Source organism: Bacteriovorax sp. HI3 (genome assembly GCF_059738875.1).
This window is the reverse complement of sequence record NZ_AP026946.1, coordinates 2,495,778-2,510,502: the sequence shown is the minus strand read 5'-3', so window position 1 is coordinate 2,510,502 and position 14,725 is coordinate 2,495,778. Positions and strand designations below refer to the sequence as shown.

Here is a 14,725-nt window from a genome sequence, read left to right as displayed (position 1 = left end):
AAAGAATACTCAAAACATCGGGCGATGAAAAGAAAACTACGCACTATTTCGTAGGTGTTTAAAAATGAAAAGGCCCAAATAAAGGAGCGCAAAGAGCGGGGCCGTAACCAAGAACCATTGAAGTTCGTTAGTAAAAAGATTTTTGGAAGCAAAGCTAATAAGAGTTAAAAGAGCGGAGAGTCCGACGAATTGACTAAGTCTTTTAAAAGGAATCAGCTCTTTGATAGGTGTTTTCATCAGTTTTGCTGAGAGTGAAAAACAGTAGAGCTTGGGAAGTACTTTAATGACTATGCTAATCAAAAGAGTCGTTCTTAAATCCATGTATTTTGCGGCCAAAAAAATAAAGAGAATAGAAAAAGGTGTAAGCCAAAAATAGACTTTCATAATAACTTTCGTTTCGCCCGTGGCCCTTAAAACTGAGTCGTGAGGAATCAAAAGAAGTAGGTAACTTAAAGCAAAGACCTGGAGATAAACGGCCGATGGCAAATAAGTTTTTGTATAAAGAAGCTCTGTAATGGGAGAGGCATAAAAAAAGAGGCCAAAGACAGCAGGAATGACCAAGTAAGCGATATCGCCAATACCTTTCTTGTAGTGATGGGCCATATTGAGCAAATGTTTTTCTGTGTAGGCATGAGCAAGTTTGGGAATGAGATTTTTTTGAACCGATGTTTCTAACAGGTAAAGGGGAGGAATAACTAAACACCCCAGTGAATAAAATGCAAAAGCTTCTGCACTTGTCAGAGTGGTAATGATCAATTGATCGGCCTTATCAATAATAAAAATAAAAAAGGCCGAAAGAGAAATAGGCAGAGAGTATTTTAATATCTCTTTGATTCTTTCTTGATTGATTTCAAAGGAAAGGCTGCCATCTCGGTACCCCAGGTATGTCATAAAGACAAAACTTCCACTCATCATAAAAAAATAAAAGCGAAAGAGAAGATCAATATCCTGGTATTTCCAGGCAATGAAGAGAAATCCTGCGGTCTTGATCACTTCAAAAAACATTGCCAGAGCTGCCCCTAGAACATTTTCACCGCGAGCAATGCAGACTTCGCTAAAATGACCGGCGGGACAAACAAGAAAGCCTGTCACGACAAGAATCAAAAGAGCTGGCATGGATAGGGTGAAGTAGTGATGAAAGAAAAAAGCGGCGATGAAGCCTGGGATTAAAATCAAAGAGGATAAGAAGAGAGTCGCACTCCAACTTGCCTTGATATACTCCATTCTTTCATCTTCTTTTTTTCCTATCCAAAAATAAATAGAATTCACCGGTCCGCCGGCCATTGTAAGAAACGGAATCAAGGATAAATAGAGAAAAAAAGTCTTATATAAACCCATATCTTCCGGGGAAAATAGACGCACCAGAATAATGGGAAGTATCAAATTTATAACGGAAGTAATATTACTTAGAAGGAACAGTGGCCAATGATCTTGAGATAGTCTTTTGATTGAAGAATGCATGTCTATATCATCGTCTTTTTTGATAAAAAAGTATAGCGCTCAGGAATTAAAGACGATATGAATTATTCCGATAGGACTGTGTTTTAAGAGGATATTAATTGAACAAGAATACCCTTCTCCACATTCACGAAGGCCTTAATCTTCTCTGGAAAAAAGTCCTGCAATTGGACTCTCTAGAGAACGATCAAAATTTCTTTGCACTCGGCGGTCACTCCCTCATGGCGATCGACTTATTAAGCGACATTGAAGAGACGTTTGGAATTAAGCTCAACATGAAAGACTTGGTGGAAGCACCAACAATCAAACAACTTGCTATTGTTATTTTGGATAAGCAAAAAACGGCGACGGTTGTAAATGTCAGTGAATATAAAGAGAGAGGTCTTTATCCTCTGACTTTAAATCAAAAACAAGTTTGGGGACTTAATGTTCTTTATCCTGATTCGATCACTCATAATATTTCGACGGCCATTAGAATTAAGAGACCTCTGGATATTAAGATTTTAAACGATGCGATCAACTTAATTGTCCAAAGGCAGGAGTCGCTACGCACTCGCTTTAAAGTTGAGCAAGGAGTGACTTTTCAGGAAGTCATTCCTGAATACATTTTTCATTTTGATTTTTTTGATATCAAAGAAAGTGAGTTAAAAGAAGATATCCAAAAAGAGATGAAGCATGTTTTTAATTTAACAGAAGCTCCTCTCATGAAGGTAAAGTTCTATCGTCTTGGACCTTCGGATTTTGTCTTCTTTTTCCTGGTTCATCACATTGTCTGGGATGGACTGAGTAATACATATTTCTTTCATGAGTTTATTGAATCCTATGAAGCTTTAGAGAAAGGACTCAGACCTGCACTCCCGTCCTTAGGGATGAGCTACAAAGAGCATGCAGTTCGCGAACTGGCCATGATGGAAATGGCCGACTTTCAGGAGCAAAAAGCATCCTGGAAAAACCTTCTGGAGGGGAGTCTACCTGTTCTCAATTTAGAAACGGACTATCCACGCCCTGAAAAAATAGATAACCGTTCAGGCACTCTTTATTTTGAATTAAGTACCAGACTACTGGAGAAGCTGGAAGACTATGTCCAAAAGAAACATATCTCGCTTTATAATGTCTTTTTTGCTGTCTATAACGTGCTTTTGGCCAAGCTTTCAGGGGATTGTGAGCTGATTGTTGGAACTCCTGTTCATGGCAGACTCCACCGCGAAAGCCGTAAGACTTTTGGATACTTTATCAATACGCTGCCAATTCGAACGAAATTGGATGCCCAAAAGAGTTTTAAGGATAATTTAGGTTTGACTCTCGAGTCTCTAAAACAGGCCTTCTATAACCAGAGTGTACCTTTGGATGTCATTTTAAAAACAGCAAAAATTGAAAATGATCCGGGAAGAACTCCACTTTTTCAGACGCTCTTTATTTATCTCGATGTGACTAAAGAGTTGGATGTGTTTAAAGAAAAGCAGCTTTCCCAGGTAAAAGTTGAGCGTTACTCTGTCCATACAGAAGTGGATTTTTATCTTTATAAATCCCGCGAAAAAGTTGAAGGGGTTATTGAATACCGAAAAGATCTTTACAAAGAAGAGACAATGGCCCGCATGGCACGCGAGTTTACTGATCTTTTGGAGAAGATCGTTGCAGATGAATCATTACTGTTAAAAGAGTTGGGAGTAAAAAGTCCAGAAGACTCCCGCCAGTATATTGAGCTGGATCAAAGAGTCTATGATTCTTTCTCAGGAAGAGTGCCTTTTTATCAGCTCTTTGAAGAACACGCCAGGACAACTCCATCCAGACCTGCACTGAAAACGCAGTATACGTCTATGACTTATGGAGAACTTGATCAAAGAGCAAATCATTTGGCCCTGAAGTTAAAAAGAGAAGGTGTCAAAAAAGGCGACTTTGTCGGAGTAAGCACCCAACGAAATGAGAAAATGCTGGTTTCTTTACTGGCCGTTTTAAAAAACGGAGCTGCTTACGTGCCGCTGGACCCGGGCTTTCCTGATGAACGCCTAAGTTACATGATGGAAAGGTCCGGTATTAAGGCCCTAGTGACTGAAAAGATTTTACTCGATCGTTTTTCTTGTGCACAAAACACTCTTATCTATGAAGATATTTTCAAAGAAAGCTTTGAAGAAAGTGAGTTTTATTCAGAGAATGTGGATCTTGAGTCGACTTGTTATATTCTCTTTACTTCAGGAAGCACCGGCAAACCAAAAGGAGTAGAGGTCACTCATAAGAATGTTCTAAATTTTCTTCTCTCAATGAAAAAAGAGCCAGGACTTCATGAAGATGACAAGCTTCTTTCAGTCACAACGTTTAGTTTTGATATTTCTGTTCTGGAGCTTTTTCTCCCGCTTATTAGCGAAGCGAGTGTGTATATTGGTAATGAAATGGAAGTTGTTAACGGCGAGCTTTTAGCTCAGGTGATCCGACAAGAAGAGATTACCTGCATGCAGGCGACTCCAATGACCTGGAGACTTCTGCTTGCTTCTGAATGGAAAGGAAGCCGTAAGCTTAAAGTTCTTTGCGGAGGAGAGGCGATGCCTCGAGACCTGGCCTTAAAACTTTTACCAAAGATAAAAGAGCTTTGGAATATGTATGGGCCAACAGAGACGACTGTATGGTCAACAGTTAAAAAGATTTCGGCCCAAGAGCGCAAAATTCTGGTAGGGCGTCCGATTGATAACACTTGTCTTTATATCCTTAACGAGCAGGGCGAACCTTGTCCGGTAGGAGTTGAGGGAGAACTTTTTATTGGTGGACTGGGAGTTGCTAAAGGCTACATTAAAGATCTTGAGCAAACTCAAAAACGCTTTGTTGCCAACCCTTTTCGTCCTGATGAATTGATGTACAACACTGGCGATATGGCGAGGTTTGAACCAAACGGTGAAGTCGAATGCCTCGGTCGAAGTGATGATCAGGTTAAAATTAGAGGCTTTCGGATTGAGCTGGGTGAGATTGAAACAAGAGTCATGGATATGTCTTGTATCCATGAATGTGCCGTAAAAGTTCATAACCAAAAAATTGTGGTCTATGCTGTGGCCAGCGATGAATATGATGAAAATGCAATGAAGAAGCATTTAAAAAATTCGCTTCCTCATTATATGGTGCCAGCTAAAATTATTCTATTGCCGGATCTTCCTAAAACAATGAATGGAAAGATTGATAAAAAACAGCTCAATGAATCACTGGGACAGACAGTTGTTAAGGAAGAGCTTTCAACTTCTTCTCACATCATTGAAGAGATAAGGAACATCTGGTCTCAGGTTTTGGGACATGAAGATATTGATATTGATGAGAACTTTTTTAATTTAGGTGGACATTCTCTTTCGGCCATTGAAATTTTTGGTGCCATCAATGAAAAGTTTAATTTAAATCTTCCACTTGCTTCTTTATTTGAATCAACAAACATCCGAACCCTAAGTGAGATTGTGGAAGAGGGGATCAGGAAAAAGAATCAAGACCTGGCCAATTTAAAATGTGTAGTGACGATCAAACCGGCCGAGAGCCACTGTGAAGCCGTATTTTGTTTCCATGGAGTAGGTGGAAATGTTCTCAATTACTACCGACTTGCCGATTGTGTAGGAAGCCGTGCTTTTTATGGAATACAGGCGCGTGGAGTAAACGGAGAAGATGATATTGTTGAATCAATCCCGGAGATGGCCCGTATTTATATTGAAGAGATAAAAAAGATTCAGCCTAAAGGCCCCTACATTCTGGCGGGAGGTTCGATGGGGGGAATGATTGCTTTAGAGGCCGCGATTCAACTCAAGAGACAAGGTGAAGAAATTAAATCCCTTCTTATGTTTGATACAATTGGACCCAATGTGGATTTTAAAACTTATGGAAATGTGAAAGTAAATCTTTTAAAGCGTACCAAGAATTCTATGATCTTTAAATTTCATAAGACCATCAATTATATGAAGGTAAAGTTTTATCTTTTTACTAAGGCCTCTATTCCTCATAGTGTAAGGTACTTTAGCATTGAGGCCAAAAACTATGTGGCCTTAAGAAGTTACACTCCTCAAATCTTTGAAGGCAATATCACTTTAATACGTGCACCTAAAGCACACCAGGGATGGTATGCAGATCCTTATCTTGGGTGGAGAAGTGTGATCAATGGGAAAATCGACACAATTGAAATTGAAGGGGCCCATGAAAATTTTATTGAAAGCCCTTCCATGTCCCATGCTTTAAAAATGGTGATGAAAAGGCTTTAATCATTATTCCACCGCGTTCTTATCAAAACGCCCCTGGAGATCCTTCTCAAAAATGCGTTTTTCTCCCTCTCTGTGATAATTAGATCTTTTTAAGTCACTGATGGCCGGCCCTTCAATCACTTTCCCATGGCAATCAAAGCGCGAACCATGGCACGGGCAGTCCCACGATTTTTCGGCCCCATTCCAAGAGACAATTCCGGCAAGGTGAGGACAGACAGCACTCATGTATTCCATTTCGCCATTGATGTTTTTATAGGCAGCCACCATTTTTGTTCCATCTCTAAAAACGACTCCCTCATCTTCTGGAAGTTGATCGAGATCCGCCTGAAAAGATGTATTGATCCAGTCGGCGTATTGTAAGGCCACGTTAGCGTTTTCCTGAACATAATTTTTAGTTGCACTCAATGAAATGCGAGAAGGAGTGTAAAGTTTCTCCCATTCATTTTCTCGCTCCATGATTTTGTCTGTAATAAGCATTGCTCCCACCGTACAATGGGTCATTCCATTTCCTGAGTCACCGGTGATGATATAAACATTTTTTTCATCCATTGGGTTGTGTCCCAGGTAGGCGAGTCCATCAACAGGCTCCATCACTTGCCCTGACCACTGATAAAGAGTTTCTTCAACGAGTGGAAATTTTCTTCTCGCCCAGGCCTCTAGGCGTTGGTAACAACTTTTTGGCTCAGCATTTTGCCCTGTCTTGTGATCTTCGCCTCCAACTATCAGAACATCGAAGTTCTCTCGTTCATAAAGACGCACATAATGGTAGGGATCGAGTGTGTCCCACAATAAAATATCAGGATAAGATTTTTTAGGAACTTTAAAACCTAAAACGTAGCTTCGGTAAGGGGCCTGCTTCGTGTGAATCGCCACCATGTCGTTAATGGGAGTGTTAGTGGCGACGACGATGTTGTCACAAAAGATACGATAGTTGTCTTTGGTTTTAACAAAAGAATTTTCTCCGCCTTGAACTTCAACTACCGGAGTGTTGGTAAAAATATGGCCACCATCTCTTAGGATGATTTCGGTTAGGGCCTTCAGGTATTTTATTGGATGCAGTTTTACCTGGCGGGGAAAGTGCAGGCATGGGCCAGTTTGGATATTGGGAAAAGGAGAGGTGGAAGAAATGGTGACATCAATTAGACCTCCACGATGGGCCGCTTCGAATTCGCGCTCCAGAATGTCTTCGCGCTTGTCTCCTTCTGCAAAGAGATAACCACTCACACGTTTTAAGTCGCATTCTATATGTTCGTTTCGCACAATCTCTTCGACTTTGGCAATGGCCTCGCTATGACTTTGAATGGCAAGCTTGAGTCCTTCTTCGCCATGGTATTTTTCAATGAGATAAAAGCGGTCATCTAATGCATGAGTGAAGTGGGCGGTGGTTCTTCCCGACTGGCCACTAGCTAAGTCCGAAGCCTCTAACAGGCAAACGCGTTTTCCTTCTTTTTGCAAAAGGTAAGCTGTTGTGAGTCCAGCAATTCCTCCTCCTATAATGCAGACATCGGTCTTAAAATCTTCTTTGAGCGCAATACGTTCTGGCATTGCAGCGTTTTGAAACCAAAGCGAAACACTTTCCCCATGGTGGCCTGTCATATTGAACTCCTTTTTAAAGAACACGTACTGCGTTCCTGTATTGCAAGAGAGCGACCAAAATAAATGAGGATTTTAGAGAGAGTTTTGTTCAACAATTCCCCAAATGGGGCAAAAAAAAAGGCCCACCGAAGTGGGCCCTGTAAGGTTCGTTAGACTTCTTATTTAGCTGGGTTCGCACCGTATAGGATACCGCCACCAAAATATGAGTAGTAGATCTTGCTTGAGTCTTTTGGATCAAGAGTCACACTTCTCGCATTTCTTTGTAATGGAGGAAGAGCGTTTTTAGACCATGTCGCACCACCATCTTTTGTGTAGAGCATACCACCGTTACCCCATCCACCTGTCAGGTCATAGTAACCTGAAACGTGAACCTGGTTAGGATTTTTTGGGTCGATCTTAATATCAGTAGCGTGAGTGACTTGTTTCATTCTGTTCCAAGTGTTACCACCGTCAGTTGTTTTCCAGGCACCAGTCATTAACCAATTTCCTTTGTTCTCGTAGTCAACCATCCAGATTGTGCTTGGATTGCTCCAATCGATAGCGAACGCTGTAGGGTAGTACCATAGCTTGTATCCAGCATCAGCGTCTTTAGGATAGTTAACAGTTCCTCTTAGAAGCTTCCATGTTTTTGAACCGTTTACCACATCAAGGAAATAGATCCCTGTGTATGGTTGGTTTGAGAACGTTGGAGCATCTCCAGTTAATAGAGCGTAGACGTTACCAGTGTTCGGGTCTACTTCGATTTGAGGAATGATTTTATTTCCTGCTGGAAGACCAGTGTTCAGGTAGGCCCAGCTTGCCCCATCGTTGTAAGAGACTGCGATACCAGTTTCGTGAGTACCACCGTAGATAACATCGTTTTTCGCATCGTAACCAACAGATAGGAACTGACGGTTGTAGTTCGTGTCTACTGGAGTTAAACGCTTCCAGCTTCTACCTCTATCAACAGACTTATAGATACCACCGTTACCAGTTACAGCGTTTGCGTGCCACTCGTTCGGGAAATCATGAAGAGAGCCGGCAGCAGAGTAAACAACTAAGTCATCAGCAGGGTCAAAAGCATAGTCATAGAAACTGTTGTACTGGTGAGATGGGATTCTAAAACTTGCCCCATGATCCTCAGAAACAACACCACCGATATCAGCTGAAGCTCCGTATAGAAGATTCGAGTTCGTCGGGTGGAATTTCATTTTATAAACAGAGATAACTTCAAGACCTCTTGTGATCCATTTTTTACCTGCTGTTGGAGTTCCTGCATCAGCATACTTTGTGAAAGCTGCTAACCAGTTATCCCCAGTGTTTAGAGAAGAGTGAAGGAAGAAGTATCCAGAGCCAGCTACGACCGCAGAGTTTCTTTGGTTAATAGCAAAGCTTTCGTATCCTGAATCCCACCATCCAACATCAAGAGCTACGGCAGAGTATTCAATTTTATCTTTTGACCATGGAGCATACGGAACAACATCGTAGTCGATCTGGTTCAGTTTTAATCCCCATGTCTGTCCTTTGTCTTTAGAGACGTGAACTTTTGTACCGTACTGACGAATCCATGCTCTACCACCAGTCGTATAGATTGTTGTTGAGTCGTTTTCCGCCATCTTTAAATGGTCACCAACAGGTTGAGCGTTTTTAGTGAAAGCCCCACCATTTTTAGAAACCCATACGAAACCACAGGCCGCGTATGTTTGGTCGATTGATGTTTGTCCCCAGTCGTTCAGGTATTTTCCTGCCCATGAACAAGCATTTGATCCATCGCTGTCTGACATCGCAAGAGTCACACCGCTGGCATCAGATCCACCGGCAAAAAGTCTTACTGAGCCAGCTGATGGAGTGTAGTAAGTAGAGAACGTGACACCGTCATCGCCAGAAACAAGAACTTTTGTTTTAGTTGCGTGGTAAACTTTCCCGTTAGTGTTGTGGTCAATGAATGTTCCCACAGCTTCTTCTGAGTTTACTCTCGTCCAAGATGTCCCTTTGTTCGTTGTTCTTAGAAGACCTTTTGTCGTACCAGCATACATGATGTTGGCATTTGAGCTATCAGAATAGAAGTATTTAATAACTTCACCAGATGCTAGACCCATATTGATGGCCGTGAATGTTTCACCGGCATCAGTACTTCTCTTAGGATTGATCCCGGCAGAAGCATGGAAAACTGTTACACCGTCAGCTGAGAAACCAACGCTTACAGCTTTTGTTAAGTCAGAATCAAAAACGGCCTGGAAGTGATTAACTGCATTCCAGCTCTTACCTAAGTCAGTTGACTTAAAGAGAGTTCCCATATCTGTTCCTACGAACCATAGGTTAGAGTAAGGGCTGATTGAAACACCACTCATCGCTCCACCGCCACCAACACCAAGAGGAATGTATCCTGTTGATGGAGCAGGGACTGGGTCTGGATCAGGAACTACAACTGGAGCAGAGGCCACAGTGATTGTGACAGTCGCTACGTTTGAGTCTGCTTTTCCATCATTTGCTTTATAAGTAAATGATGTCGTTCCACTAAATCCTGAAGCAGGAGTGAATGCACATGAAAGGGCAGAGCATGAAAGAGTTCCGTTTGCAGGTAGAGAAACGATTGAGTAAGTCAGCGCGTTTCCATCAGCATCAGTACCAGCGTTAAGGCTGAAACTAACAGCTTTGTTGTAATCAGTTGCAACAGCTTGAGATGAAGGAAGAACTGGAGCGCGGTTAGCTGCAGCTATTACCGTCACAGTGACAGTTGCTACATTTGAATCACCAACGCCATCGTTTGCTTTATAAGTAAATGACGTTGTTCCACTAAAACCTGAAGCGGGAGTGTAAGTACAGTTTTGTCCTGTACATGTCACTGTTCCACTTGCTGGTTTTGAAACGATACTATAAGTGATGTTTGTGCTATCGATATCAACAGCATCATTAAGCTTGAAAGAGACAGCTGTATTGGCCGCAGTTGAAACTGACTGAGCTTCCGGAAGAACCGGTAGATCGTTCACTGGGTTAACAGTGATTGTTCCTGTTGCGATGTTTGAATCAAGAGACCCATCATTGACTTTATAAGTGAAAGTTACCTGACCATTAAAGTTTGCTGCTGGAGTATAGGTACAAGTGCGTGAAGCTCCACCGTCGCAAGAAAGTGACCCGCTGGCTGGATCTGACACTTTTACATAAGTCAGAGCATTTCCTTCAGCATCAGTTCCAGCATTTAAGTTGAAAGTGACAGGAGTGTCTTCGTTAGTAGAGATAGATTGTGTGCTTAAAACTGCAGGAGCGCTATTAACAGGTCTTGTCGCTACATCCAGGCTTACCAGTGAGAATGCATCGACATACATGTAAGAGGAAGCTCCGGCCTCTTTGATAACATAGATTTCTGCAACAGTTGAGTTTGCCGGTACAGTAAAGGTTGTAGAGTATTGTTTCCACGCTGTAGAACCAACAATCATTCTGCTCTCTTGTAGGATCCCTCCGCGCGAGTTCTTAAACCTGATGCTAACCATAGAAGAGACTCCCATTGAGTCCAGCTTTCCATAGAAGCTCAAAGTATAGCGCCCGCCGATCGTCAATTTACTCATTACATCTTGTGTAAGAGTTCCTACAGCTGTACCACCTCTGGCCGCATACAGCCCGCTTTGAGCGGTTTTTACTGCAGAAAACGACCCAGACTTAGTCCAGTTGGTAAGGCTTGACTCGAAACCAGGATTGGTCACGAGGTTGTCAGCAGCAAACGCCGTGACAGAAGAGAACAAGCACAGTGTCGTCAATAATTTCTTCTTCAAATGCTTCGTCCTTGTTGAAAAGTTAATAAATAAAAAATTGCTTAGATCCAGGTCTTAAAAACATTGGGTAAAAATTTTTTCCGTATTCAAAATGTTATCGAACTACGGCAAAAAATCTTGATGGGGGCAATTTTCATAAGAGCGAATTATTCGGAAAAATTAAATTCAAGGAGTTAAGAAAAGCATCCGATAGAGGAATTATTTAAATACCGTTTGCCTCGGTTAACATTTTTTTGTGAATGTGTTTAGACACTGAGGGGATGGTGCCATTGTGACTTCGAGTTTTATCCATGAAAAACACGCGTTCTCAAATGCTGGTCGCCAGGGAAAAGAGGTCATATCTCTTTGCTTCTCTCTGTAGTGCGATTGCAGCGTTGTGCATGTTTTATAAAATGTTTCAGAACGATCTCTATTTGAAAATCCTGGAATACAAATGGTTTGCGATAGTCATAGGCCTGTTGATCATTGGTAATATCGTTCACGGTTTTTTTGCTTTTAAAAGTTACAACATGCTTGGTGATGAGAGTGATGTCGACACCATCAAAGCAGTAAAACGATCGTACTACCGTTCTTTCATTATCAATTTCCTTACTCCCTACATGTTGCTCATCATTCTCTTCATCCTGATGAAAGAGATAGCGATCGCGGCGATTGCTTTCATTTTGTTCTTGTTGATGATTGCACTATGTTATTATTTTGATCTGAAGCCGACGATGAAGTTAAAAAAATAATCTAGATCTATTCTTGAACGAATATTTTGTTTAGTTATAAATAAAAAATCCGATTTTTAAGTATGACCCACTAATCAGTTAAATGAGGGCTTACTTATGAAAACTTCTTTAAAGATTTTTGTTTTGATTCTTTTGAGTGTTGCTTGCAGCAAGAAAGAGACATCGAATGTTGAGAGATCGACGGCTCAGGTTTCCTGTGAGAAGAGTCCATTGATTGGAAAATGGAAGGCCAAGTCTGATGAAACTTATATTGAGTTTAAAAAAGACTGCTCTTTTGTCAGCAATGAGTGTGATTCAAGCGGAACCTATAGGGCGGCAAATGGAAGAATTGATTTTGACACCCTCTCTGTGAAGGCGGGAAGTGCCTGTCTGAAAGGAAAAAGCAATGCAGGCCTAAAGGTCAACGAAACTGCATTGACCTTTAGCTTTACAACAGGTGAGGAAGATTACACTAAATTATAAATTCTTCTTATGATAAAACGTATAAAGCTTCAACTGATCCGTCGAAGGCTTCTTACAACTTTCTTTACACGCATCCAATGATGCCTGAATTAAATCTTCGCGGATATTAGCATTGGTATGAAGCTTTCCGGCCAGATTGTTCATAAAAGGAATTTCTACATCTTCACCAACCGTCACTCCAATATTCCACAGAAGGCCAAAGACGAAGTCCGCATTGGCGTATTCACCGCGCTCAAAGGCCAGGTTGTACTGCTGCTTTCTTTGAACCTTCTTGCCATTAAAAAGGTTGTACTCTTTAATTTTAAGTGCAAGCTTTTTGCTATTGGCGATCTTTCCAGCAAAATAATCGGCCATCCCTTCGTTGACGGGAGTTGAATGTGAAAGCTCCATGTGGTTACTTAAAGCAACATGCGAAAATTCATGGTAGATGATTTCTGGAACAAGGGCCGAGTCGAGACGGTAGATCTTGCGCGAGAAAAATTCTGAAGCAATATCTGAACTCTGATAAACAGCTTCAATTAAGAGACTGCTCCCAACTAATCTCATAACACTACTAGGATCAGAGATTGAGCCACCTGAAAGTAGCTCAGTCATAAACTGCCTGAAGTTTGTCATATGGGTTTGATTTCTAAAATCAATGATCGCCCCTTTCACACTTGGACGCTCAACACTTCCTTGAAAGTCCTTTATGTTGATTTCTTTTGATGGCCTAAACCAGATTTCAATATTCCAGGGAGGAATGTTTTTTGGAGGATATCCTTTCCCAGCGGGAACTGTCAGGGCGTTGTTGAATTGTGGGTTTAAATTATCATTGGCAAAATGGCCAATCTCATTGAAGACGTTAATGAGCTCTACTCTCACAATAATTTGTGGAAGGTTTTTAACATAATCTGACTTTGCAGTGTCGACAAAGTATTGGCGTGCTTTATTTAGATGGTAATAAGTTGTCGCCGCTCTTAACTGCATATCTTCAGTGTCATCAAAGCGCACAGCTTCGTTATCTTTTCCTTTAACGATCTTGAAGTATTTTCCTTCAAAGGCCTCATCGCTGGTTAAGTTATCCAGTTTGACGTCTTTAATGACGGCATTGAAGTTGTCATCGCGGACAACTGCGCGCTTCAAAATGTCTGAAGCATGAGCGTGAAGGGTAAAAACCAGAAGGAAAAGGGTTAAAAGCGTTTTCATATCGTTGTCCTACATTAAGTTAAAATCTGAGTCCGGGTTTACTGGTGCTTCTGAAACTTGTTGGTCAATGAGCATAATCGCCATGACCGAAAGAAAGCCAAACGGAGGAGGAAGAAGCACTGAGGCCACTCCACCAAAAAGCTTGACCCAAACCATGACTTTTTCTTTCGTGGTTTTTTTCGGGTTCCAGATTTCTTCTAAGGCCGCAAACTGATCAATTTCATCAGCACTAATATAACCGACTTCATAAGCAGCAGTGATAATATCCAGGAAGGTTGCTTGTCTTCCATTGATCATCGTACTGTTATTGATAAGAGCGAGTTCTTTTCTTAAAAGTTTAAGAATGAATCTAAATTTCTCCATCGGAGAAAGATTGATAATCTCAGGTTCCTGATCCACATAATTAATGTGAATGGTGATGTCTTTAGCTTCTAGTCTTTTCTTAAGAGACTTTACAACATTGGCCAGAAGAATGATTTGAGTGGCATTAAACTTCTCGTAAAGGCCTTGTCTTAATGATGTTTTATTTTTAAAGCGTCCCGCATCTGTGACTAATTTGGCCGATTCTTTTTTTCTTGTAGGGAAGTTTTTGGCAACTGTATCCAGTGCGTTTCTATAGCTCGATAGAGTGATTGGCCACTCATGAACCTTTTTTGCTCTCATGCGCTCAAGAGTTTTAAAATCATTTTCTTTGATGATCTTCTTATCAAGCGCAAGCTTATTTAAATGTTTTAGGTTTTTGATGAACTTATATGAAGCTTCATTTAATTTTCCAACTAACGTTCTATAAGTGTCTTCGCTGCAAAGAGTTTTATTCTGAAGATCAGTGATCTTGGTTTTGTAGATATCTAAGGCCTTCGTTTCTTCTTCGGTCGTCAGGTCATTTTTCGCGATTGGGTGAGAAAGAAAATTTGAATCGGCCGCTTTGATTAAAATCCCGGCAGCAATGTCATCTATTGAATCATCCAGGCGTAGTCCTAAAATCGCCAGCTCTGTTTCGTCCTCAGAAGAAAGCGAGAGTTCTTTTTGAATCTCACTTACAACTTTAGTCGCACAACGGTTAATCGTTTTATCATTAATAATTTTTCTTAACGACTCTATCGCATGAGTGTCTTTATACAGTCTCACAACATCATCTTCTTTATGAGATGTGATGAGATGGGAATTTCCTTCCCTTAAATTCCTATAAGGAGAGTCACTCGCAAGAAGTGGTGTAATCTCACTAGCAATGAGGTTAAACATGAGTGACGAACATAGTGTTGTGATGATGAGTTTTGTTTTCATAAACACTTCTTATCGCAATTTATGAGAGTGAAACACCCCAGCT

Annotated in this window: 8 protein-coding genes; 3 read left to right on the top strand and 5 right to left on the bottom strand. The window is 41.1% G+C overall.

The genetic code is table 11. The features are described 5' to 3' along the window. Window positions 1-36 precede the first annotated feature (36 nt). The gene (locus AC6JA8_RS12360) at window positions 37-1,461 is read right to left on the bottom strand and encodes a lipopolysaccharide biosynthesis protein (protein WP_497974060.1); all 1,425 of its coding nucleotides are present in this window, start codon (window positions 1,459-1,461) and stop codon (window positions 37-39) included. A 98-nt stretch (window positions 1,462-1,559) separates the two neighbouring features. Between AC6JA8_RS12360 and AC6JA8_RS12355 the strand changes: the two genes are divergently transcribed. Beyond that, window positions 1,560-5,675, top strand: a complete 4,116-nt coding sequence (locus AC6JA8_RS12355; RefSeq protein WP_497974059.1) for an amino acid adenylation domain-containing protein — start codon at window positions 1,560-1,562, stop codon at window positions 5,673-5,675. Window positions 5,676-5,678: 3 nt separating this feature from the next. On the opposite strand, the gene AC6JA8_RS12350 is transcribed toward AC6JA8_RS12355, so the two are convergent. Beyond that, the gene (locus AC6JA8_RS12350) at window positions 5,679-7,271 is read right to left on the bottom strand and encodes an FAD-dependent oxidoreductase (protein WP_497974058.1); all 1,593 of its coding nucleotides are present in this window, start codon (window positions 7,269-7,271) and stop codon (window positions 5,679-5,681) included. Window positions 7,272-7,429: 158 nt separating this feature from the next. Continuing rightward, entirely contained in the window at window positions 7,430-11,020 is a 3,591-nt protein-coding gene (locus AC6JA8_RS12345; RefSeq protein ID WP_497974057.1) for an Ig-like domain-containing protein, read from the bottom strand. Window positions 11,021-11,310: 290 nt separating this feature from the next. Here AC6JA8_RS12345 and AC6JA8_RS12340 point away from each other — a divergent pair, with 290 nt between their 5' ends. Both AC6JA8_RS12340 and AC6JA8_RS12335 read left to right on the top strand, forming a co-directional pair. Beyond that, window positions 11,311-11,751 (top strand): hypothetical protein, encoded by a 441-nt coding sequence (locus tag AC6JA8_RS12340; protein ID WP_497974056.1) that lies wholly within the window; start codon window positions 11,311-11,313, stop codon window positions 11,749-11,751. A gap of 96 nt (window positions 11,752-11,847) precedes the next feature. Next, a complete protein-coding gene (locus AC6JA8_RS12335) occupies window positions 11,848-12,213 on the top strand; it encodes a hypothetical protein (protein ID WP_497974055.1) in 366 nt (121 codons plus the stop codon). On the opposite strand, the gene AC6JA8_RS12330 is transcribed toward AC6JA8_RS12335, so the two are convergent. Next, window positions 12,208-13,398 carry a hypothetical protein gene (locus AC6JA8_RS12330; RefSeq protein WP_497974054.1) on the bottom strand — a complete coding sequence of 397 codons (1,191 nt, stop codon included), beginning with the start codon at window positions 13,396-13,398 and terminating at the stop codon, window positions 12,208-12,210. The two genes, AC6JA8_RS12335 and AC6JA8_RS12330, sit on opposite strands and share 6 nt — an antisense overlap. A gap of 9 nt (window positions 13,399-13,407) precedes the next feature. Beyond that, on the bottom strand, window positions 13,408-14,682 hold the full coding sequence (locus tag AC6JA8_RS12325; protein WP_497974053.1) for a hypothetical protein: 1,275 nt from the start codon (window positions 14,680-14,682) through the stop codon (window positions 13,408-13,410). Between the last annotated feature and the right edge of the window lie 43 nt (window positions 14,683-14,725).